Source organism: Agromyces sp. NPDC060279 (genome assembly GCF_042726785.1).
Classification (GTDB): domain Bacteria; phylum Actinomycetota; class Actinomycetes; order Actinomycetales; family Microbacteriaceae; genus Agromyces.
Genome location: NZ_JBHXBK010000001.1, coordinates 82,769 through 104,328, shown reverse-complemented (window position 1 = coordinate 104,328; position 21,560 = coordinate 82,769). Strand labels below are relative to the sequence as shown.

General features: G+C 70.2%; 12 protein-coding genes and 1 tRNA gene. 11 read left to right on the top strand and 2 right to left on the bottom strand.

All coding sequences use genetic code 11. From position 1 onward, the window contains the following. Nucleotides 1–81 precede the first annotated feature (81 nt). The 4 genes from gltB (at nucleotide 82) to ACFWE1_RS00450 (ending at nucleotide 8,083) form a co-directional block, all read left to right on the top strand. Nucleotides 82–4,656: a glutamate synthase large subunit gene (gltB, locus tag ACFWE1_RS00465; protein ID WP_376931622.1), complete on the top strand. Its 4,575-nt coding sequence runs from the start codon at nucleotides 82–84 to the stop codon at nucleotides 4,654–4,656. 53 nt (nucleotides 4,657–4,709) lie between these two features. Next, a complete protein-coding gene (locus ACFWE1_RS00460) occupies nucleotides 4,710–6,167 on the top strand; it encodes a glutamate synthase subunit beta (protein ID WP_376931621.1) in 1,458 nt (485 codons plus the stop codon). Nucleotides 6,168–6,234: 67 nt separating this feature from the next. Further along, entirely contained in the window at nucleotides 6,235–7,650 is a 1,416-nt protein-coding gene (pyk, locus tag ACFWE1_RS00455) for a pyruvate kinase (RefSeq protein ID WP_376931620.1), read from the top strand. 160 nt (nucleotides 7,651–7,810) lie between these two features. Beyond that, nucleotides 7,811–8,083, top strand: a complete 273-nt coding sequence (locus ACFWE1_RS00450) for a hypothetical protein (protein WP_376931619.1) — start codon at nucleotides 7,811–7,813, stop codon at nucleotides 8,081–8,083. A gap of 37 nt (nucleotides 8,084–8,120) precedes the next feature. On the opposite strand, the gene ACFWE1_RS00445 is transcribed toward ACFWE1_RS00450, so the two are convergent. Further along, nucleotides 8,121–8,206: transfer RNA gene (locus ACFWE1_RS00445), tRNA-Leu, on the bottom strand. 36 nt (nucleotides 8,207–8,242) lie between these two features. Between ACFWE1_RS00445 and ACFWE1_RS00440 the strand changes: the two genes are divergently transcribed. The 4 genes from ACFWE1_RS00440 (at nucleotide 8,243) to rpsA (ending at nucleotide 15,089) form a co-directional block, all read left to right on the top strand. Beyond that, nucleotides 8,243–8,848 (top strand): ANTAR domain-containing response regulator, encoded by a 606-nt coding sequence (locus ACFWE1_RS00440; RefSeq protein ID WP_189084931.1) that lies wholly within the window; start codon nucleotides 8,243–8,245, stop codon nucleotides 8,846–8,848. A 153-nt stretch (nucleotides 8,849–9,001) separates the two neighbouring features. After that, nucleotides 9,002–11,677 carry a DNA polymerase I gene (polA, locus tag ACFWE1_RS00435; RefSeq protein ID WP_376931618.1) on the top strand — a complete coding sequence of 892 codons (2,676 nt, stop codon included), beginning with the start codon at nucleotides 9,002–9,004 and terminating at the stop codon, nucleotides 11,675–11,677. A 79-nt stretch (nucleotides 11,678–11,756) separates the two neighbouring features. Next, nucleotides 11,757–13,424, top strand: coding sequence for a DUF885 domain-containing protein (locus ACFWE1_RS00430; protein WP_376931617.1), 1,668 nt, complete (start codon nucleotides 11,757–11,759; stop codon nucleotides 13,422–13,424). A gap of 213 nt (nucleotides 13,425–13,637) precedes the next feature. Continuing rightward, nucleotides 13,638–15,089 (top strand): 30S ribosomal protein S1, encoded by a 1,452-nt coding sequence (gene rpsA, locus ACFWE1_RS00425; RefSeq protein WP_189084935.1) that lies wholly within the window; start codon nucleotides 13,638–13,640, stop codon nucleotides 15,087–15,089. A gap of 66 nt (nucleotides 15,090–15,155) precedes the next feature. Here the strand turns inward: rpsA and ACFWE1_RS00420 are convergent, their stop codons facing one another. Next, nucleotides 15,156–15,761, bottom strand: coding sequence for a DUF4126 domain-containing protein (locus ACFWE1_RS00420; protein ID WP_376931616.1), 606 nt, complete (start codon nucleotides 15,759–15,761; stop codon nucleotides 15,156–15,158). Between the two features lie 47 nt (nucleotides 15,762–15,808). Between ACFWE1_RS00420 and coaE the strand changes: the two genes are divergently transcribed. The 3 genes from coaE (at nucleotide 15,809) to uvrA (ending at nucleotide 21,560) form a co-directional block, all read left to right on the top strand. Then, the gene (gene coaE, locus ACFWE1_RS00415; RefSeq protein WP_376931615.1) at nucleotides 15,809–16,420 is read left to right on the top strand and encodes a dephospho-CoA kinase; all 612 of its coding nucleotides are present in this window, start codon (nucleotides 15,809–15,811) and stop codon (nucleotides 16,418–16,420) included. Between the two features lie 72 nt (nucleotides 16,421–16,492). Further along, nucleotides 16,493–18,559: an excinuclease ABC subunit UvrB gene (gene uvrB / locus ACFWE1_RS00410; protein ID WP_376931614.1), complete on the top strand. Its 2,067-nt coding sequence runs from the start codon at nucleotides 16,493–16,495 to the stop codon at nucleotides 18,557–18,559. A gap of 94 nt (nucleotides 18,560–18,653) precedes the next feature. After that, complete coding sequence (gene uvrA, locus ACFWE1_RS00405; RefSeq protein WP_376931613.1) at nucleotides 18,654–21,560, top strand: excinuclease ABC subunit UvrA; 2,907 nt, start codon at nucleotides 18,654–18,656, stop codon at nucleotides 21,558–21,560.

Sequence of the window (21,560 nt, the reverse complement as noted above, 5' to 3'; positions counted from 1 at the left end):
GCCGCACCTCGTGCCGTGCAGATCCCTTGCGAAGGGCCGACGGCGTCCCCTCCTTTTCCGCTTGCTGAGAGGACGGTTCCCGTGTCGCTCACCCCTCCCTTCTCGCGGTTCGGCACCGTGCCGGCCGCACAGGGCCTGTACGACCCAGCCGCCGAGAAAGACGCCTGCGGGCTCGCGATGGTCGCGACGCTCCGCGGCACCGCCGGGCACGACATCATCACCGCGGCGCTCGACGCGCTGCGCCACCTGGAGCACCGCGGGGCCATCGGCTCCGACGCCGGCACCGGTGACGGCGCGGGCATCATCACCCAGATCCCCGACGAGTTCCTGCGCGCGGTGACCGAGTTCCCGCTGCCCGCGGCGGGGGAGTACGCGGTCGGCAACGCCTTCCTCCCGGTCGACCCAACCTCGCGCAGCCGCATCAAGCAGTCGCTCGCCCGGCTCGCCGCGGAGGAGGGCCTGACCGTCCTCGGCTGGCGCGAGGTGCCGGTGCGGCCCGAGCAGCTCGGCACGCTCGCGCGGCAGGCGATGCCCGCCGTGCAGCAGCTGTACGTGCGCGCGGCGGTCGCCGAGGGAGCGCCCGCCGTCGCGGGCATCGCGCTCGACCGGCTCACCTTCCGCCTGCGCAAGCGCGCCGAGCGGGAGCTCGAGCTGTACTTCGCCTCGTTGTCGGCGCGCACCATGGTCTACAAGGGCATGGTCACGACGCTCCAGCTCGAGCCGTTCTACCCCGACCTCTCCGACGAGCGCTTCGCGTCGAAGCTGGCGCTCGTGCATTCGCGCTACTCGACGAACACCTTCCCGTCGTGGCCGCTCGCGCAGCCGTTCCGGATGATCGCGCACAACGGCGAGATCAACACGATCCAGGGCAACCGCAACTGGATGCGGGCCCGCCAGTCGCAGCTCGAGTCCGAGCTGCTCGGCGAGCTCGACCCGATCCTGCCGATCGTGACCCCGGGCGCGAGCGACTCCGCGTCGTTCGACGAGGTCGTCGAGCTGCTCACCCTCTCGGGGCGCAGCCTGCCGCACGCGGTGATGATGATGGTGCCCGAGGCCTGGGAGAACCAGGCCGGCATGGATGCCGAGCGCCGCGCCTTCTACGAGTACCACTCGATGCTCATGGAGCCGTGGGACGGCCCCGCGGCGATCGTCTTCACCGACGGCTCCCTGGTCGGCGCGACGCTCGACCGCAACGGCCTGCGCCCCGGCCGCTACCTGGTGACCGACGACGGCCTCGTCGTGCTGGCGAGCGAGATCGGAGTGCTCGACATCGAGCCCTCGCGGGTCGTCCGCAAGGGCCGACTGCAGCCGGGCCGCATGTTCCTCGTCGACACCGAAGCCGGCCGCCTGATCGAGGACGACGAGATCAAGCGCGAGCTCGCCGCGGCCCAGCCGTGGGGCGAGTGGCTCGAGCAGAGCCGCATCCGGCTGGCCGAGCTTCCCGAGCGCGAGCACATCGTGCACCCGCCGGCCTCGGTGAACCGTCGCCAGCGCACCTTCGGCTACACCGAGGAGGAAGTGAGGATCCTGCTGGCGCCGATGGCGCGCACCGGGCAGGAGCCGCTCGGAGCGATGGGCTCCGACACCCCGATCGCCGTGCTCGCGCAACGTCCGCGTCTGCTCTTCGACTACTTCACCCAGCAGTTCGCGCAGGTCACGAACCCGCCGCTCGACTCGATCCGCGAGGCGGTCGTGACCTCGCTCGGCACGGGGCTCGGCCCGGAGCGGAACCTGCTGACGGCCGGTCCGGAGCACGCCAGGCAGGTCTCGCTCGACTTCCCGGTGATCGACAACGACGAGCTCGCGAAGATCGTGCACATCGACCCGACCCCGGGCTCACGCACGACGGTCACCATCCGCGGCACGTACCGCTTCGACGAGGGCCCCGACGCGATGCGCGACCGGCTGGCCGCGATCTGCCGCGAGGTCGACGAGGCGATCGCCGCGGGCGCGTCCTTCATCGTGCTGAGCGACCGCGACTCCAACAAGGACCTCGCGCCGATCCCGTCGCTGCTCATGCTCTCGACGGTGCACCACCACCTGATCCGCGCGGAGACGCGCATGCGCGTGGGACTCATCGTCGAGGCGGGCGACGTGCGCGAGGTGCACCACGTCGCGCTCCTCATCGGCTATGGCGCCTCCGCGGTGAACCCGTACCTCGCGATGGAGACGTGCGAGGACCTCGTGCGCTCCGGCGTGATCTCCGGGGTGACCCCCGAGGACGCGGTGCACAACGTGATCAAGGCGCTCGGCAAGGGCGTGCTGAAGATCATGTCGAAGATGGGCATCTCGACCATCGCCTCCTACGCGGGGGCGCAGGCGTTCGAGGCGATCGGCCTGTCGCAGGAGTTCATCGACGAGTACTTCACCGGCACCACCTCGAAGCTCGGCGGCGTCGGCATCGACGTCATCGCGGCCGAGAACCTCAGCCGGCACACCGAGGCGTACCCGGAGGACGTCGCGGTGCGCGCGCACGAGCGGCTCGCGACGGGCGGCGAGTACCAGTGGCGCCGCGACGGCTCGCCGCACCTGTTCAACCCGGAGACGGTGTTCCGCCTGCAGCACTCCACGCGCAACCGTCGCTACGACGTGTTCCGGGAGTACACCCAGCTCGTCGACTCGCAGGCCGAGGAGCTCATGACGCTCCGCGGCCTGTTCGCCCTCCGCAGCGGGGTGCGTCCGCCGGTGCCGCTCGACGAGGTCGAGCCGATCTCGTCGATCGTCAAGCGCTTCTCCACCGGCGCGATGAGCTACGGCTCGATCTCGAAGGAGGCGCACGAGACGCTCGCCATCGCGATGAACCGCCTCGGCGCGAAGTCGAACACGGGGGAGGGCGGCGAGGACCTCGAGCGGCTGCTCGATCCCGAGCGGCGCAGCGCGATCAAGCAGGTCGCCTCCGGCCGCTTCGGCGTGACGAGCATGTACCTCACGCACGCCGACGACATCCAGATCAAGCTCGCGCAGGGCGCGAAGCCGGGCGAGGGCGGTCAGCTGCCGCCCACGAAGGTCTACCCGTGGGTGGCGCGCACGCGGCACGCGACCGCCGGCGTCGGCCTGATCTCGCCGCCGCCGCACCACGACATCTACTCGATCGAAGACCTGAAGCAGCTCATCTTCGACCTGAAGCGCGCGAACCCGAAGGCGCGCGTGCACGTGAAGCTCGTGAGCCAGTCGGGCATCGGCGCGGTCGCCGCCGGCACGGCGAAGGCCCTCGCCGACGTCATCCTGGTCTCCGGCCACGACGGCGGCACCGGCGCGAGCCCGCTGAACTCGCTCAAGCACGCCGGCACCCCCTGGGAGCTCGGCCTCGCCGAGACGCAGCAGACGCTCATGCTGAACGGCATGCGCGACCGCGTCGTGGTGCAGGTCGACGGGCAGCTGAAGACCGGGCGCGACGTCATCATCGGCGCCCTGCTCGGGGCCGAGGAGTTCGGCTTCGCCACGGCGCCGCTCGTGGTCGAGGGATGCATCATGATGCGCGTCTGCCACCTCGACACCTGCCCCGTGGGCGTCGCGACGCAGAACCCGGAGCTGCGCAAGCGATTCACCGGCAAGCCCGAGTTCGTCGTGAACTTCTTCGAGTTCATCGCGGAGGAGGTGCGGGAGCACCTCGCGGCGCTCGGCTTCCGCTCCATCGACGAGATCATCGGCCGGCGCGAGCTCCTCGACGTCGACCGGGCGGTCTCGCACTGGAAGGCCTCGGGGCTCGACCTCACGCCCGTGCTCATCGGCCCGGACTTCGCCGACGCCGAACCGCGCAAGCACGCCCGTGCGCAGGACCACGAGCTCGACGAGCACTTCGACAACGAGCTGATCGCGCGGGCCCGGCAGGTGCTCGAGCAGGGCGGCCACGTCGAGATCGAGCTGCCGATCAAGAACACCGAGCGTGCCGTCGGCACGATGCTCGGCCACGAGGTCACCGCGCGGCACGGGGCCAACGGCCTCCCCGAGGGGGCCATCGAGATCACGCTGTCCGGCTCCGCCGGGCAGTCGCTCGGCGCGTTCCTGCCGGCCGGCATCACGCTGCGGCTCGAGGGCGACTCGAACGACTACGTCGGCAAGGGGCTCTCGGGCGGACGCATCGTCGTGCGCCCCGCGCCGACGGCGAGCTTCGCCGCCGAGCGCAACGTCATCGCCGGCAACGTGATCGGCTACGGTGCGACCCAGGGCAGCATGTTCATCCGCGGCATCGTGGGCGAGCGCTTCCTGGTGCGCAACTCCGGCGCCACCGCCGTCGTCGAGGGCGTGGGCGACCACGCGCTCGAGTACATGACGGGCGGGCTCGCGCTCATCCTCGGCGACACCGGCCGCAACCTCGGCGCGGGCATGTCGGGCGGCACGGCGTACGTGCTGGGCCTCGACGAGGCCATGGTGAACCGGGAGTCCCTCGCGAGCGGCGAGCTGGAGCTCCTGCAGCTCGGCTCGGCCGACCGCGAGATCGTGCGCGACCTGCTCGAGCAGCACCTGGCCGAGACGGGCTCCGCGGTCGCGGCCTCCCTTCTCGAGCACGGCGAGGCCGCCTTCGATCGCTTCACCAAGGTGCTGCCGCGCGATTACGCGGCCGTGCTGCAGACGCGGCAGACCGCCGTCGACGAGGGCCTCGACCCCGACGGCGACGTGGTCTGGACCCGCATCCTGGAGGTGACGGGTGGCTGAGGCGACCGCGAACACCGATCCGAACGGCAACACGAGCGCTATGGAGGTGACGGGTGGCTGACCCGAAGGGCTTTCTGAAGGTCACCGAACGGGAGCTGCCCAAGCGGCGCCCCGTTCCGGTGCGGATCATGGACTGGAAAGAGGTCTACGAGCCGGGCGATTCCGCCCAGTTGCGTCGGCAGGCCGGCCGGTGCATGGACTGCGGCGTCCCGTTCTGCCATCAGGGCTGCCCCCTCGGCAACCTGATCCCCGAGTGGAACGACCTCATGTGGCGCGGCGAGGGTCGTGCCGCGATCGAGCGGCTGCATGCCACGAACAACTTCCCGGAGTTCACGGGCCGGCTCTGCCCGGCCCCGTGCGAGTCCGCGTGCGTGCTGGGCATCAACCAGCCCGCCGTCACGATCAAGCAGGTCGAGGTCTCCATCATCGACCAGGCCTTCGGCAACGGCTGGGTGCAGCCGCAGCCGCCGGGCCGCCTGACCGGCAAGACGGTCGCCGTCGTCGGCTCGGGCCCCGCGGGTCTCGCCGCGGCGCAGCAGCTCACCCGCGCGGGGCACACCGTCGCGGTCTTCGAGCGCGACGACCGCATCGGCGGCCTGCTGCGGTACGGCATCCCCGACTTCAAGATGGAGAAGCGCCACCTCGACCAGCGCCTCGCGCAGATGACCGCCGAGGGCACGCGCTTCCGCGCCGGGGTCGACATCGGCACGGACATCGGCTGGGACGAGCTGCGGTCGCGCTACGACGCCGTCGTGGTCGCGACGGGCGCGATGGTGCCCCGCGACCTGCCGATCCCCGGTCGCGACCTTCCGGGCGTGCACTTCGCCATGGAGTACCTCGTGCAGGGCAACCGCGCGGTCGCCGGCGACCCGGTCTTCGACCAGATCAGCGCCGAGGGCAAGCACGTCGTCGTCCTCGGCGGCGGCGACACCGGCGCCGACTGCATCGGCACGGCCCACCGTCAGGGCGCGCTGAGCGTCACGAACCTCGCGATCGGCCGTCAGCCGGGCGAGGTGCGCAGCTCGAGTCAGCCCTGGCCGATGCATCCGACGCTCTTCGAGATGCAGAGCGCGCACGAGGAGGGCGGCACGCGCGAGTACCTCGTGTCGACCGTCGAGTTCCTCGCGAACGACGCTGGCGAGCTCCGCGCGGTGCGGGTGGCCGAGACCGAGTTCGTCGACGGGCGCCGCGTGCCGAAGTCGGGCACCGAACGCGAGATCCCGGCCGACCTCGTGCTGCTCGCCCTCGGCTTCACCGGTCCCGAGACGGAGACCATCCAGCCGCAGCTCGAGCTCGACGTCACCGATCGCGGCGCCCTCGCCCGCGACGCGCAGTATGCGACCGAGCAGCCGGGCGTCTTCGTCGCCGGCGACGCGGGTCGCGGGCAGTCGCTCATCGTGTGGGCGATCGCCGAGGGCCGGGCGGCGGCGGCGGCCGTCGACCGGTACCTTGAAGGGGACACGAGATTGCCGAGCCCGATCGCTGCGACGGCCCGCGCCTTCTCCGTCTGAGCGTCGGCGGCGCGAGCCGCCGGCACCGCACCGCGTTCGCGCGGAACACCTGGGAGCACATACGAATATGAGACGAGCGAAGATCGTCGCCACCCTCGGGCCGGCGACATCGAGCTATGAACAGATCCGAGCGATCATCGATGCGGGCGTCGACGTCGCCCGCATGAACCTGAGCCACGGCACGTACGACGTGCACGAGGCCGTCTACCAGAACGTCCGCAAGGCGGCCAACGACTCCGGTCGCGCCGTGGCGGTGCTGGTCGACCTCCAGGGCCCGAAGATCCGACTCGGCAAGTTCGAGGGCGGACCCTACGAGCTCGCCGAGGGCGACATCTTCAAGATCACGACGGAGGACGTCGTGGGCACGAAGGAGCTCGTCGGCACGACGTTCAAGGGCCTGCCGCAGGACGTGGCCCCCGGCGACTTCCTGCTGATCGACGACGGCAAGGTCCGGGTGCAGGTCGTCGAGACCGACGGCGTGGTCGTGACGACCAAGGTCGTCGTCGCCGGTCCGGTGTCGAACAACAAGGGCATCAACCTTCCCGGCGTCGCTGTGAACGTGCCGGCGCTGTCCGAGAAGGACGAGGCCGACCTGCGCTGGGGCCTCGAGCTCGGCGCCGACCTGATCGCCCTCTCCTTCGTGCGCAACGCCGACGACATCGTCCGCGTGCACGAGATCATGGACGAGGTCGGCCGGCGCGTGCCCGTCATCGCGAAGATCGAGAAGCCGCAGGCGGTCGATCACCTCGAAGGCATCATCGAGGCCTTCGACGCCATCATGGTCGCCCGCGGCGACCTCGGCGTCGAGCTGCCCCTCGAGGCCGTGCCGATCGTGCAGAAGCGGGCGGTCGAGATCGCCCGTCGTCTCGCGAAGCCGGTGATCGTCGCGACGCAGATGCTCGAGTCGATGATCCACAGCCCCGTGCCGACGCGCGCGGAGACGAGCGACGTCGCGAACGCCGTGCTCGACGGCGCCGACGCGGTCATGTTGTCGGGCGAGACGAGCGTGGGCGAGTACCCCGTCATCACGGTGCAGACCATGGCGCGCATCGTCGAGTCGACCGAGAAGCACGGGCTCGAGCGCGTGCCCCCGCTCGGCACGAAGCCGCGCACCCAGTCCGGCGCCATCACGGCGGCCGCGGTCGAGGTGGCCGACTTCGTCGACGCGAAGTACCTGTGCGTCTTCACCGAGTCGGGCGATTCCGCCCGCCGCATGGCGCGCCTGCGCAGCGACATCCCGATCCTCGCGTTCACGCCGGATCAGGCCATCCGCCGTCGCATGGCGCTCTACTGGGGCGTCGACACCTTCGTCGTCGAGCGCGTCACCCACACCGACCAGATGGTCGAGCAGGTCGACGAGGCGCTGGCGAAGTCGGGTCGGGCGGAAGAGGGCGAGACGGTCGTCATCGTCTCCGGTTCCCCTCCCGGCATCCCCGGCACCACGAACGACGTGCGCGTGCACAAGGTCGGCGAGGTCCTCTAACCCCGACGGCGCTGCGGCGGCCCGATCCCTCGGATCGGGCCGCCGCTGCATGTGCGCGGCGGCGATCGGTCCGCGGGCCGTGCGAGGATGGCGCCGTGACCGTCGAGTTCGAGTGCGCCACCCGCATCGCGGCCCCGCCCGCGGCGGCGTTCGACGCCTCGTGCGACATCGACCTGCACCTCGAATCGATGCGCTCGAGCGGCCGAGCCGATTCGTCGACGAGCAGCTGCGCGGACCGTTCGCGCTCTTCCGCCACGAGCACCGCTTCGAGCCGCTCGACGGCGGCACGCTGATGCGCGACCACGTGGTGTTCCGGGGGCCGCTCGGGCGCCTCGCCGAGCCCGTGCTCCGCCGGCATCTGCTGCGGCTTTTCGAGGAGCGCAACCGGCACGTCGCCGCCGCCGCGGAACGGGCCGCCGGGGACCTCGGCTGAGCCGCGCGACGCGCCCGGCGGGCGGGCGACCGCGCACTGGTGCCGGTGGTGGGGGTCGAACCCACACGCCCTTTCGGGCAAAGCATTTTGAGTGCTCCGCGTCTGCCATTCCGCCACACCGGCCAGAGGCCTCGCTCAGAATACCGTAGGCTTTCTGGCGTGACTGACACCGAATCAACCCAGCCCGCACCGCGTCGCGTGGTCGTGGCCGAAGACGAGTCGCTCATCCGCCTCGACATCGTCGAGATCCTGCGGGACAACGGCTACGAGGTCGTCGGCGAGGCGGGTGACGGCGAGACCGCCGTGCAGCTCGCCACGGAGCTGCGGCCCGACCTGGTCATCATGGACGTGAAGATGCCGCAGCTGGACGGCATCTCGGCCGCCGAGCGGCTCTCGAAGGGGCACATCGCCCCGGTCGTGCTGCTCACCGCGTTCAGCCAGAAGGAGCTCGTCGAGCGCGCCAGCGAGGCCGGTGCCCTCGCCTACGTCGTGAAGCCGTTCACCCCGAACGACCTGCTGCCCGCGATCGAGATCGCCCTGGCCCGCCACGCGCAGATCATCGCGCTCGAGGCCGAGGTCGGCGACCTCGTCGAGCGCTTCGAGACCCGCAAGCTCGTCGACCGTGCGAAGGGCCTGCTGAACGAGAAGATGGGCCTCACCGAGCCCGAGGCGTTCCGCTGGATCCAGAAGGCCTCGATGGACCGCCGCCTCACCATGCGCGACGTCTCGCAGGCGATCATCGAGCAGCTCTCCGCCAAGAAGTGACGCCGGAGCGCCGGTCGACGGCCGGTCGTTCCCTCCGACTCAGGATGCCCCGCCGGCCGTGCGCCGACGGGGCATCCGCCGTCTCCCCGTGATCGCGGCTTCGCCGCACGACCCCGGACCTCGGGTGTCGGTGGCCGCTTGTAGGCTGTCCGAGTGACGGACGCAGCAAAGCCCACCCTCCTCGTCGTCGACGGCCACTCGCTGGCCTTCCGAGCCTTCTACGCCCTGCCGGTCGACAGCTTCCAGACCCGTGACGGGCAGCACACGAACGCCATCCACGGCTTCCTCTCGATGCTGCTCCTGCTGCTGCAGAACGAGAAGCCCACGCACCTCGCCGTCGCCTTCGACAAGTCGCGGGTCTCGTTCCGCACCCGCGAGTACGAGGAGTACAAGGGCAACCGCGGCGAGACGCCGGTCGAGTTCAAGGGGCAGGTGCCGATCCTGCAGGAGGCGCTGAAGGCGCTCAACATCACGACGCTCGAGAAGGACGACTTCGAGGCCGACGACATCCTCGCGACGCTCGCCGCACGCGGCCAGGCCGAGGGTTACCGCGTGCTGCTCGTCTCCGGCGACCGCGACACGATCCAGCTGGTCAACGACGACGTCACCCTGCTGTACCCGAACACCCAGGGCGTGTCGCAGCTGAAGCGCTACGACCCCGAGGCGGTCATCGAGCGCTACGGCGTGCCGCCCCAGCAGTACCCCGAGATCGCCGCGCTCGTCGGCGAGACGAGCGACAACCTGCCCGGCATCACGAAGGTCGGCGAGAAGACCGCGGTCAAGTGGCTGAAGCTCTACGGCGACCTGCAGGGCATCTTCGACCACATCGACGAGATCAAGGGCGTCGTCGGCGACAACCTGCGCCGCGAGCGCGAGAACGCGATTCGCAACCGCAAGCTCAACCGACTCGTCACCGACGTCGAGCTCGAGCTCGAGCTGGCCGATCTCGCAGCCCGGCCGATCGACGAGGACGCCGTGCACGAGCTGTTCGGCCGGCTCGAGTTCAAGACCCTGCTCGACCGGGTCATGAAGATCGCCCGCGGCGAGGCGAACGGTGGCGCGCGCGCCGCCGCGCCCGTCGAGCGCGAGGCCGCCGTCGCGGCGCCGACACCCACGCGACCCGTCGGTGAGGAGCTGGCGGCCTGGCTGCAGCAGGCGCAGCAGGCTGCGCCAGCGGGTCTCGGGCTGCACGTCGAGACCGTCGGCGGCGAGGTGGCGACGATCGGCATCGCCACGGCCGAGGCGTCGATCGAGCTGCCGTGGCAGGCGGGTCGCGCCGAGTTCGCCCCGTTCGAGGCCTGGCTCGCGAGCGACGCGCCCAAGATCATGACCGACGCGAAGGCGCAGCTGAAAGCGCTCATCCGCGGCGGGCTCTCCGTCGACGGACTCGTCGTCGACCCCCTGCTCGCCGCCTGGCTCGTGCGGCCGAACCTCACCGAGAAGAACCTGATCGAGCTCGTCGACCGCTATCTCGGCGAGACGGTGCCCGTCGGCGACCCCTCTCAGCTCGTCCCCGAAGAGGGCAGCGACTCCGGTGCGCCCGAGTTCGCCTGGTACACGGTGCGCCTCGCCCCGCTCGTGCTCGCGGCGCTCGACGAAGGCCCGCGCCGGGTGCTCGCCGAGATCGAGATGCCCCTCGTGCCGGTGCTCGCCGCGATGGAGCTCCGCGGCGTCGCGGTCGACCACGAGGCCCTCGCCGCCCTGTCGGCCGAGCTGGGGGAGCGGGCCGCCGGGCTCGCCGCAGCGGCCTACGCCGAGATCGGCCGCGAGGTGAACCTCGGCTCGCCGAAGCAGCTGCAGGAGGTGCTCTTCGACCAGCTGGGCATGCCGAAGACCCGCGCCACGAAGACGGGCTACACGACCGACGCCGGCGCCCTCGCCGACCTCCAGGAGTCCAACCCGCATCCGTTCCTCGGCCTGTTGCTCGAACACCGCGACGCCACGAAGCTCCGGCAGATCGTCGAGTCGCTCGACAAGTCGATCGCCGCGGACGCGCGCATCCACACCACCTACGGCCAGATCGGCGCGGCGACCGGTCGCATGTCGTCGAACGACCCGAACCTGCAGAACATCCCGATCCGCACCGAAGACGGCCGGCGCATCCGCGTCGCGTTCCGTCACGGCGCCGAGTACACCGAGCTGCTGACGGCCGATTACTCGCAGATCGAGATGCGCATCATGGCCCACCTCTCCGGCGACGCCGGGCTGATCGAGGCGTTCAACGCGGGCGAAGACCTGCACCGCTTCGTCGGCGCGCGCATCTTCTCCGTCGACCCGGCCGACGTCACCCCGCTCATGCGTACCAAGGTCAAGGCGATGTCCTACGGGCTCGCGTACGGCCTCAGCGCCTTCGGCCTCTCCAAGCAGCTTCGCATCGACCGCGCCGAGGCGACTCAGCTGATGAAGGACTACTTCGAGCGCTTCGGCGCCGTGCGCGACTACCTCCGCGGCGTCGTCGAGCAGGCGAAGATCGACGGCTACACCGAGACGATCTTCGGTCGTCGCCGGCCGTTCCCCGATCTGAACAGCCCGAACCGGGTGCTGCGCGAGAACGCCGAGCGGGCCGCGCTCAACTCGCCGATCCAGGGCTCCGCCGCCGACATCATCAAGGTCGCGATGACGGGCATCGAGCGCGACGCACGCGAGCGCGGGCTCGCCTCGCGCATGCTGCTGCAGGTGCACGACGAGCTCATCTTCGAGGTTGCGGCCGGCGAGAGCGACGAGCTCGAGGGCATCGTGCGCGCCCGCATGGCGAACGCGGCCGAGCTGCTCGTCCCGCTCGACGTGCAGGTCGGGCGCGGCGCGAACTGGGACGACGCCGCGCACTGACCGCCGCGCAGCGGCAGCCGGGCCCTCGCCCGGGTGTCGCTGCCTGCGCGGGCGGCCGGGCGGCGGCTAGGCTCGGCCCATGGCAGAACGCGCGCAGACCGAGATCGATCGCCTCGCTGAGGGCTGGGTCGACACGCTCGTCGACCTCGACCCGACCGTCGGCACCTACATCGGCCGCACTGAGGCCGACGACCGGCTGCCCGACTACTCGCCCGCGGGCCACGAGCGGGCGAGCGAGGCGACGCGGGCCGCGCTGTCCGCGCTGCGGGCCGCGCCCGTCGTCGACGAAGTGGACCGGGTCACCCGCGACGACCTGGGCAGCGAGCTGGAGCTCTCGCTCGAGCGCGACGCCGCCGAGCTGCACCTTCGCGACCTCAACGTCATCGCGAGCCCGGCGCAGGAGATCCGCGAGGTGTTCGACCTGATGCCGACCGCATCCGTCGACGACTGGTCGCGCATCGCGACCCGCCTCGCCGCGGTGCCCGAGGCGATCGGCGGCTACGCCGAGACGCTGCGCGAGGGCATCCGCCGTGGGGTGGTGCCCGCCGTGCGCCAGGTGCGGGAGGTCGCCGCGCAGGCGCGCCGCACCGCGGCGAGCGACGGCTTCTTCGCGGACTTCGCGTCCTCGGCGAACGCCGACGGTGCCACATTGCCGGCCTCCCTGCAGCAGGACCTCGAGCGAGCGGCGGGCGCCGCGGCCGAGGCGTACCGCGGGCTCGCGGAGTTCCTCGAGGGCGAGCTCGCCCCTGCCGCCGGCCAGGCCGACGGGGTGGGCCGCGAGATCTACGCGCTGCAGTCCCGGCAGTTCCTCGGCGCAGTCGTCGACCTCGACGAGACGTACGAGTGGGGTATCGAGGAACTCGCTCGCATGGTCGCCGAGCAGGAGTCGATCGCCCGCGAGATCGTGCCGGGCGGCGGGGTGCGCGAGGCGATCGCCGCGCTCGAGGCCGACCCGAGCCGCAAGCTCGTCGGCACCGAGGCGCTGCAGCGCTGGATGCAGGAGACGAGCGACCGCGCCGTGGCGGAGCTCGGCGCGAGCCAGTTCGACATCCCCGAGGAGATCCGCACCCTCGAGTGCATGATCGCGCCGACCCAGGAGGGCGGCATCTACTACACGGGTCCCACCGACGACTTCTCCAGGCCCGGGCGGATGTGGTGGTCGGTGCCCGAGGGCGTCACCGAGTTCGACACCTGGCGCGAACTCACGACCGTCTACCACGAGGGCGTCCCCGGACACCACCTGCAGATCGGTCAGGCGGTCGTGAACCGGGGCACGCTGAACCTCTGGCGCCGGCAGCTGGCCGGCACCTCCGGGCACGCCGAGGGCTGGGCGCTCTACGCGGAGCGCCTCATGGAGGAGCTCGGCTACCTCGACGACCCGGCCGACCGGCTGGGCATGCTCGACGGGCAGCGGATGCGCGCGGCCCGGGTCGTGCTCGACATCGGCGTGCACCTCGGCAAGCAGCGCCCGGACGGCCAGGGCGTGTGGACCGGCGAGTACGCCTTCGAGTTCATGGGGCGCAACGTCGCGATGAACGACGGCTTCGTCACCTTCGAGGTGAACCGCTACCTCGGCTGGCCGGGGCAGGCGCCGTCCTACAAGGTGGGCCAACGCATCTGGGAGCAGCTGCGCGACGAGCTGCGCCGCCGGGAGGGCGCCGACTTCGACATCCGCCGCTTCCACAGCCGGGCGCTCGCGCTCGGCGGCGTCGGGCTCGACACCCTGCGTTCGGCGCTGCTCGGGTGACGACCGAGCCCGGCCGCGGCGGCCGCGGCGTGATCGGGGGAGCGTCCGGCTTCCTCGGCCGGGAGCGAGACGGTCGCATTGCCCCGCTCCTCCGAAATCGGTTAGGATGGGATGTCACTCGTGTGACATTCCTGTCCGCATGCCCATCGCGGAACACACACACGCTCTACCTTCGCGACGGGCCCGATATTGTCCATTCGGAGCATTTACTTCATGACAACCGCAACGACCAAGGCGCCCAAGCAGGTCGCGATCAACGACATCGGATCTGCTGACGATTTCCTCGCCGCGGTCGAGAAGACGCTCAAGTTCTTCAACGACGGCGACCTCATCGAGGGCACTGTCGTCAAGATCGACCGCGACGAGGTCCTCCTCGACGTCGGGTACAAGACCGAGGGTGTCATCCCCTCCCGTGAGCTTTCCATCAAGCACGACGTCGACCCCAGCGAGGTCGTCGAGGTCGGCGACACCGTCGAGGCCCTCGTTCTCCAGAAGGAGGACAAGGAAGGCCGCCTGATCCTGTCGAAGAAGCGTGCGCAGTACGAGCGCGCGTGGGGCGACGTGGAGAAGATCAAGGAGTCCGACGGCGTGGTGACCGGTTCGGTCATCGAGGTCGTCAAGGGTGGCCTGATCGTCGACATCGGCCTCCGCGGCTTCCTCCCGGCGTCGCTCATCGAGCTCCGCCGTGTGCGCGACCTCACCCCGTACCTCGGCCAGGAGCTCGAGGCGAAGATCCTCGAGCTCGACAAGAACCGCAACAACGTGGTCCTGTCGCGCCGTGCGCTGCTCGAGCAGACCCAGTCGGAGTCGCGCTCGACCTTCCTCGCCAACCTGCACCCGGGCCAGATCCGCAAGGGTGTCATCTCCTCGATCGTCAACTTCGGTGCGTTCGTCGACCTGGGTGGCGTGGACGGCCTCGTGCACGTCTCCGAGCTCTCGTGGAAGCACATCGAGCACGCCAGCGAGGTCGTCGAGGTCGGCCAGGAGGTCACCGTCGAGGTGCTCTCCGTCGAGCTCGACCGCGAGCGCGTCTCGCTCTCGCTCAAGGCGACGCAGGAAGACCCCTGGCAGGTCTTCGCCCGCACGCACGCGATCGGTCAGGTCGCACCGGGCAAGGTCACGAAGCTGGTTCCGTTCGGTGCGTTCGTTCGCGTCGCCGACGGCATCGAGGGCCTCGTGCACATCTCGGAGCTGTCGGGCAAGCACGTCGAGCTGGCCGAGCAGGTCGTCTCGGTGGGCGAAGAGGTCTTCGTCAAGGTCATCGACATCGACCTCGAGCGTCGCCGCATCTCGCTCTCGCTGAAGCAGGCGAACGAGGGCGTCGACCCCGAGGGCACCGAGTTCGACCCGGCGCTCTACGGCATGCTCACCGAGTACGACGAGCAGGGCAACTACAAGTTCCCGGAGGGCTTCGACCCCGAGACGAACGAGTGGAAGGAAGGCTTCGAGGCCCAGCGCGAGAAGTGGGAGCAGGACTACGCTGCCGCCCAGGCTCGCTGGGAGGCGCACAAGAAGCAGGTTGCTGCTTCGCTCGCCGCTCAGGCCGCCGACGACTCGTTCTCGGCCGGTGGCGCGTCCTACTCGAGCGAGACCGCCGGCGCGGGCACCCTCGCCGACGACGCTTCGCTCGCGGCGCTCCGCGAGAAGCTCTCGAGCAACAACTGATCGCTCCTGCGATCACCGGAAGGCCGGCTCCCGAGGGAGCCGGCCTTCCGCCGTTTCGGGCCTGGTTCAGGTGGATGCGTCGGGTGCCGCCACCGCGCGTCGACGACGCCGACGGCGGAGGAGCCAGACCGTCGCGGCGACTGCGGCCGCGATCGCCAGCAGCACGAGGATCGGCGCCAGCACGGCCGCGACGACGATGAGCACGCTGCCGGCGTCCTCGGCCGTGCTCGCGATCGGCGCGGCGACCCCCGCGGTCGCCGCGTTCAGGATCGGGCGGGCCCCGGCCTTCAGCAGATGCACGAGCAGCGCGAGCGCGACGCCCACCGCGATCGGCACCCACTGCTGCGTGGCGAAGAAGGTCTCGGGGTCGGTGACGGCGACGGTGGTCGCGCCCAGGCCCGAGCCGAAGGCGATCCCGCCCGCGGTGGGGCGCACGACGGTCTGCACGACGTCGTTGACCGTGTCCAGTCCCGGCACCTTGTCGGCCAGGAACTCCACGACGAGCAGGACCACGAGGATGAGCAGCACCCACTCGTTCGCCAGCCAGGTCCAGCCGGGTGGGAGCTCGACGAGGCCCGTGAACCGGTCGAGGGCGCCGAGGAGCACGAGCGGGATCCACGCGTTGAGGCCGGCCGCGAGCGCCAGCCCCGTGGCCGTCAGCAGTTCCAGCATGCGGGCTCCTTCCGCCGGCACGAGTCTCGCACGGCTAGAGTGAGGCTGTGTACCTGATCGGCCTCACCGGCGGCATCGCGTCCGGCAAGTCCACCGTCGCCCGGCGTCTCTACGAGCACGGCGCCGTGCATCTCGACGCCGACCAGCTCGCGCGCAAGGTCGTGGAGCCCGGCACTCCGGCGCTCGCGGCGATCGTCGAGACCTTCGGTGCCGAGGTGCTCCGCGCCGACGGCTCGCTCGACCGCGAGCGTCTCGGCCGCATCGTCTTCGGCGACGACGCCGCGCGGGCGAAGCTGAACGCCATCGTGCACCCCGCGGTGCGCGAGCTGTCGGGCCGCCTCATCGCGAAGGCCGAGGCCGAGAACCCCGATGCCGTCGTGGTCTACGACGTGCCGCTCCTCGTCGAGGCGAACGTGGACCACCCCTTCGACCTCATCGTCGTGACCGACGCGCCGAAGCGCACGCAGGTCAAGCGTCTCGTCGAGCAGCGGGGCCTCGACCCGCTCCAGGCCGAGGCCCGCGTCGACGCGCAGATCGACCGCGAGGCGCGGCTGAAGGTCGCCGACGTCGTGATCGACACCGACGGCTCGCTCGGCCACACGATGAGTCAGGCGGACGCGCTCTGGTCGCGGGTCGCCTCGGAGCTCGCGGCGCGCTGACCGGGTTCGCCCTGCGCGAAGGGATGCCTCGAGCCGGCCGTCGTGTCGGTGGCCGAACCTAGACTTGACGGCATGGAATCCACCCGCTCCGTGCGCCCGTTCGAGGTCGTCAGCGAATACCAGCCGAGCGGCGACCAGCCGCAGGCGATCGCCGAGCTCGCGGCCCGCATCAACGCCGGTGAGACCGACGTCGTACTCCTCGGCGCCACGGGCACCGGCAAGTCGGCGACGACCGCCTGGCTGATCGAGCAGGTGCAGCGGCCGACGCTCGTGCTCGCGCACAACAAGACCCTGGCCGCGCAGCTGGCGAACGAGTTCCGCGAGCTCATGCCGCACAACGCGGTCGAGTACTTCGTCTCCTACTACGACTACTACCAGCCCGAGGCCTACGTGCCGCAGACCGACACCTTCATCGAGAAGGACTCCTCGATCAACGCCGAGGTCGAGCGGCTGCGCCACTCCACGACCAACTCGCTGCTCTCGCGGCGCGACGTGGTCGTGGTCTCCACCGTGTCGTGCATCTACGGCCTCGGCACGCCCGAGGAGTACCTCAACGCGATGATGCCGCTGCAGGTCGGCCAGCGGGTCGACCGCGACTGGCTGATCCGCAAGTTCGTCTCGATGCAGTACCAGCGCAACGACGTCGACTTCTCCAGGGGCAACTTCCGGGTGCGCGGCGACACGATCGAGATCATCCCGGTCTACGAAGAGCACGCGATCCGCATCGAGATGTTCGGTGACGAGATCGAGGCGCTCTACAGCCTGCACCCGCTGACGGGGCAGGTCATCCAGAAGCTCGACGCGGTGCCCGTGTTCCCCGGCTCGCACTACGTCGCCTCGACCGACGTGATGCAACGGGCGATCGGCACGATCCGAGACGAGCTCGACGAGCGACTCGCCGAACTCGAGCGCGAGGGCAAGCTGCTCGAGGCGCAGCGGCTGCGCATGCGCACCACCTTCGACCTCGAGATGATGGAGCAGATCGGCTTCTGCTCGGGCATCGAGAACTACTCGCGGCATATCGACGGGCGCGCGGCGGGCGAACCGCCGCACTGCCTGCTCGACTACTTCCCCGACGACTTCCTCGTCGTGATCGACGAATCGCACGTGACCGTTCCGCAGATCGGCGCCATGTACGAGGGCGACTCCTCGCGCAAGCGCACACTCGTCGAGCACGGCTTCCGTCTCCCGAGCGCGCTCGACAACCGCCCGCTGAAGTGGGACGAGTTCAAGCACCGCATCGGCCAGTCGGTCTACCTCTCCGCGACGCCGGGGCGCTACGAGCTCGGCATCGCCGACGGCGTGGTCGAGCAGATCATCCGCCCGACCGGCCTCGTCGACCCCGAGATCGTGGTGAAGCCCTCGAAGGGGCAGATCGACGACCTGCTCGAAGAGATCCGGGTGCGCGCCGAACGCGACGAGCGCGTGCTGGTCACAACGCTCACGAAGAAGATGGCGGAAGAGCTCACCGACTTCCTCACCGAAGCCGGGGTGCGGGTGCGCTATCTGCACTCCGACGTCGACACGCTCCGGCGCGTCGAGCTGCTCACCGAACTGCGGGCCGGCGTCTACGACGTGCTCGTCGGTATCAACCTGCTGCGCGAGGGCCTCGACCTTCCCGAGGTCTCCCTCGTGGCGATCCTCGACGCCGACAAGGAGGGCTTCCTGCGCTCGTCGACCTCGCTCATCCAGACGATCGGCCGCGCGGCGCGCAACGTCTCCGGCCAGGTGCACATGTACGCCGACGTCATGACCGACTCCATGACGAACGCCATCGAAGAGACCAACCGGCGCCGCGAGAAGCAGATCGAGTACAACCGGGTCAACGGCATCGACCCCACACCGCTCCGCAAGCGCATCGCCGACATCACCCAGGTGCTCGCGCGCGAAGAGGCCGACACCGCGGCCCTCCTCGCCGGCCGTGACGCGAAGAAGACCTCGCCTGTGCCGAACCTGCGTCGGGAGGGCATCGCCGCCGAGGGCGCGAACGACCTCGAGAGCCTGATCCGCGATCTGAACGGGCAGATGCTCGAGGCCGCGGGGGAGCTGAAGTTCGAGCTCGCCGCACGCTTGCGCGACGAGGTCTCCGAGCTGAAGCGCGAGCTGCGGCAGATGGAGAAGGCCGGGCATCTCGGCTGAGTGCGCGGCCCACCCGCGCGGGATTCGAACGTGTGTTCGCCCACAGCGCAGCCCTCGGGGGAGGAGTGTCGGTGGGCGTCCCTAGACTCGTAGGGTGCCAGTTTCACGTCTCGATGCCCACTCCCGACTGAGCGTTCGTGGTGCCCGCGTGCACAATCTCCACGACGTCGATGTCGAGATCCCGCGCGACGCCATGGTCGTCTTCACCGGGCTCTCCGGCTCGGGCAAGTCGTCGCTCGCGTTCGACACGATCTTCGCCGAGGGGCAGCGCCGCTACGTCGAGTCGCTGTCCGCGTACGCCCGCCAGTTCCTGGGGCAGGTCGACCGGCCCGATGTCGACTTCATCGAGGGGCTGAGCCCGGCCGTCTCCATCGATCAGAAGTCGACCAACCGCAACCCGCGGTCCACCGTCGGCACGATCACCGAGATCTACGACTACATGCGGCTGCTGTGGGCGCGCATCGGCGTGCCGCACTGCCCCGTCTGCGGTGAGCGCATCCAGCGTCAGACCGTGCAGCAGATCGCCGACCAGCTCATGGAGCTCGCCGACGGCACGCGCTTCCAGGTGCTGAGCCCGGTCGTGTCGAAGAAGAAGGGCGAGTTCGTCGACCTGTTCCGCGAGCTGGCCGCACAGGGCTTCTCGCGCGCGGTCGTCGATGGCGAGGTCATCCGCCTCGACGAGCCGCCGAAGCTCAAGAAGCAGATCAAGCACGACATCTCGGTCGTCGTCGACCGGCTCGTCTCCTCGCCCGACATCCTGGGCCGGCTCACCGACTCGCTCGAGACCGCGCTGCGGCTGACCGACGGGCTCGTGCAGGTCAATTACGTCGACGAGGACGGGCCCGAGGCCTGGCAGACGTTCTCCGAGAAGCTCTCCTGCCCCAACCAGCACCCGATCCAGCTGACCGAGATCGAGCCGCGCACCTTCTCGTTCAACGCACCGTTCGGCGCCTGCCCCGAGTGCTCCGGCCTCGGCACCCGCATGTCGGTCGACGAAGAGCTGCTGCTCGGCGACCCGGCGCTCTCCATCGCCGAGGGCGTCATCCTGCCGTGGACCTCGCAGGGCAAGAGCCTCTACAACTACTACGAGAAGCTGCTGTCCGGCCTCGCCCGAGACCTCGACTTCTCGCTCGACACCCCGTGGGAGGAGCTGGCGCCCGAGGCGCGCGCCGCGGTGCTGCGGGGCGACAACTTCGAGGTCAAGGTGCGCTGGCGCAACCGCTACGGCCGCGAGATGAGCTACACCTCGGGCTTCGAGGGCGTGGTGCCCTACATCGAGCGGCAGTACGTGCAGGCCGAGACCGATCAGCAGCGCGCCCGCTGGGCCGAGTACCTCCGCGAGGTGCCGTGCCCCGTCTGCGACGGCAACCGGCTGAAGCCCGAGGTGCTCGCCGTGCACATCCACGAGCGCAGCATCGCCGAGGTGTGCCGGCTGAGCCTCACCGACGCGCGCGCCTTCATGGACAAGCTCGAGCTCACCGACCGTGAGCAGGCGATCGCCGCGCAGGTGCTCCGTGAGATCAAGCTCCGCCTCGACTTCCTGATCCGGGTCGGGCTGAGCTACCTCGACCTGGCTCGCGCCGCGGGCACGCTCTCCGGCGGCGAGGCGCAGCGCATCCGGCTCGCGACGCAGATCGGCTCCGGCCTGACGGGCGTGCTCTACGTGCTCGACGAACCGAGCATCGGCCTGCACCAGCGCGACAACCGACGACTCATCGACACGCTCATCGCGCTCCGCGACCTCGGCAACACGCTCATCGTCGTCGAGCACGACGAGGACACCATCCGCACGGCCGACTGGATCGTCGACATCGGCCCCGGCGCCGGCGTCAACGGCGGCACGGTCGTGCACTCCGGCAGCTACGCCGAGCTGCTCGCGAACACTGACTCGCTGACGGGCGACTACCTCTCGGGCCGCAAGGAGATCGCGATCCCCGAGTCCCGCCGGCCGGTCGACCCCGAGCACATGATCACGGTCGAGGGCGCCGCGGCGAACAACCTTCGCAACGTCGACGTGCGCTTCCCGCTCGGCACGCTGACCGCGGTCACCGGCGTCAGCGGCTCCGGCAAGTCCTCGCTCGTCAACGACATCCTCTACCGGGTGCTCGCGAACCGACTGAACGGGGCGCGCAAGGTGCCGGGCAAGCACCGCCGGGTGAGCGGGCTCGAGCACCTCGACAAGGTCGTCCACGTCGACCAGGCGCCGATCGGGCGCACCCCCCGGTCCAACCCCGCCACCTACACCGGCGTGTTCGACCGCATCCGCACGCTGTTCTCCGAGACGGCCGAGGCCAAGGCCCGCGGCTACCTGCCCGGCCGGTTCAGCTTCAACGTCAAGGGCGGGCGCTGCGAGGCGTGCTCGGGCGACGGCACCATCAAGATCGAGATGAACTTCCTGCCCGACGTCTACGTCGCGTGCGAGGTCTGCGGCGGCAAGCGCTACAACCGCGAGACGCTGCAGGTGCACTACAAGGGCAAGAACATCGCCGAGGTGCTCGAGATGCCGATCAGCGAAGCGGCCGAGTTCTTCGAGCCGATCTCGGCGATCCACCGCTACCTGAAGACCCTCGTCGACGTCGGCCTCGGCTACGTGCAGCTCGGCCAGAGCGCGACGACCCTCTCCGGCGGCGAGGCGCAGCGCGTGAAGCTCGCCACCGAGCTCCAGCGCCGCTCCAACGGCCGCAGCGTGTACGTCCTCGACGAGCCGACCACAGGCCTGCACTTCGAAGACGTGCGCAAGCTGCTGAAGGTGCTCGGCAAGCTCGTCGACAAGGGCAACTCGGTGATCGTCATCGAGCACTCCCTCGACGTCATCAAGTCCGCCGACTGGATCATCGATCTCGGCCCCGAGGGCGGCTCCGGCGGCGGCCAGATCGTCGCCACGGGCACGCCCGAGCAGGTCGCCGACGTCGAGGAGAGCCACACCGGCTTCTTCCTGCGCGAGATCTTCGACGCGCAGGCCGCGGCCGAGCAGCCCGCGGCTCGGCGGGTGGCCGGCTAG

Coding starts and splice junctions, on each gene's coding strand:
- uvrB (WP_376931614.1), top strand. CDS start 16,493: ATGGAATCCACCCGCTCCGTGCGCCCGTTCGAGGTCGTCAGCGAATAC.
- ACFWE1_RS00420 (WP_376931616.1), bottom strand. CDS start 15,761: ATGCTGGAACTGCTGACGGCCACGGGGCTGGCGCTCGCGGCCGGCCTC.
- rpsA (WP_189084935.1), top strand. CDS start 13,638: ATGACAACCGCAACGACCAAGGCGCCCAAGCAGGTCGCGATCAACGAC.
- pyk (WP_376931620.1), top strand. CDS start 6,235: ATGAGACGAGCGAAGATCGTCGCCACCCTCGGGCCGGCGACATCGAGC.
- ACFWE1_RS00430 (WP_376931617.1), top strand. CDS start 11,757: ATGGCAGAACGCGCGCAGACCGAGATCGATCGCCTCGCTGAGGGCTGG.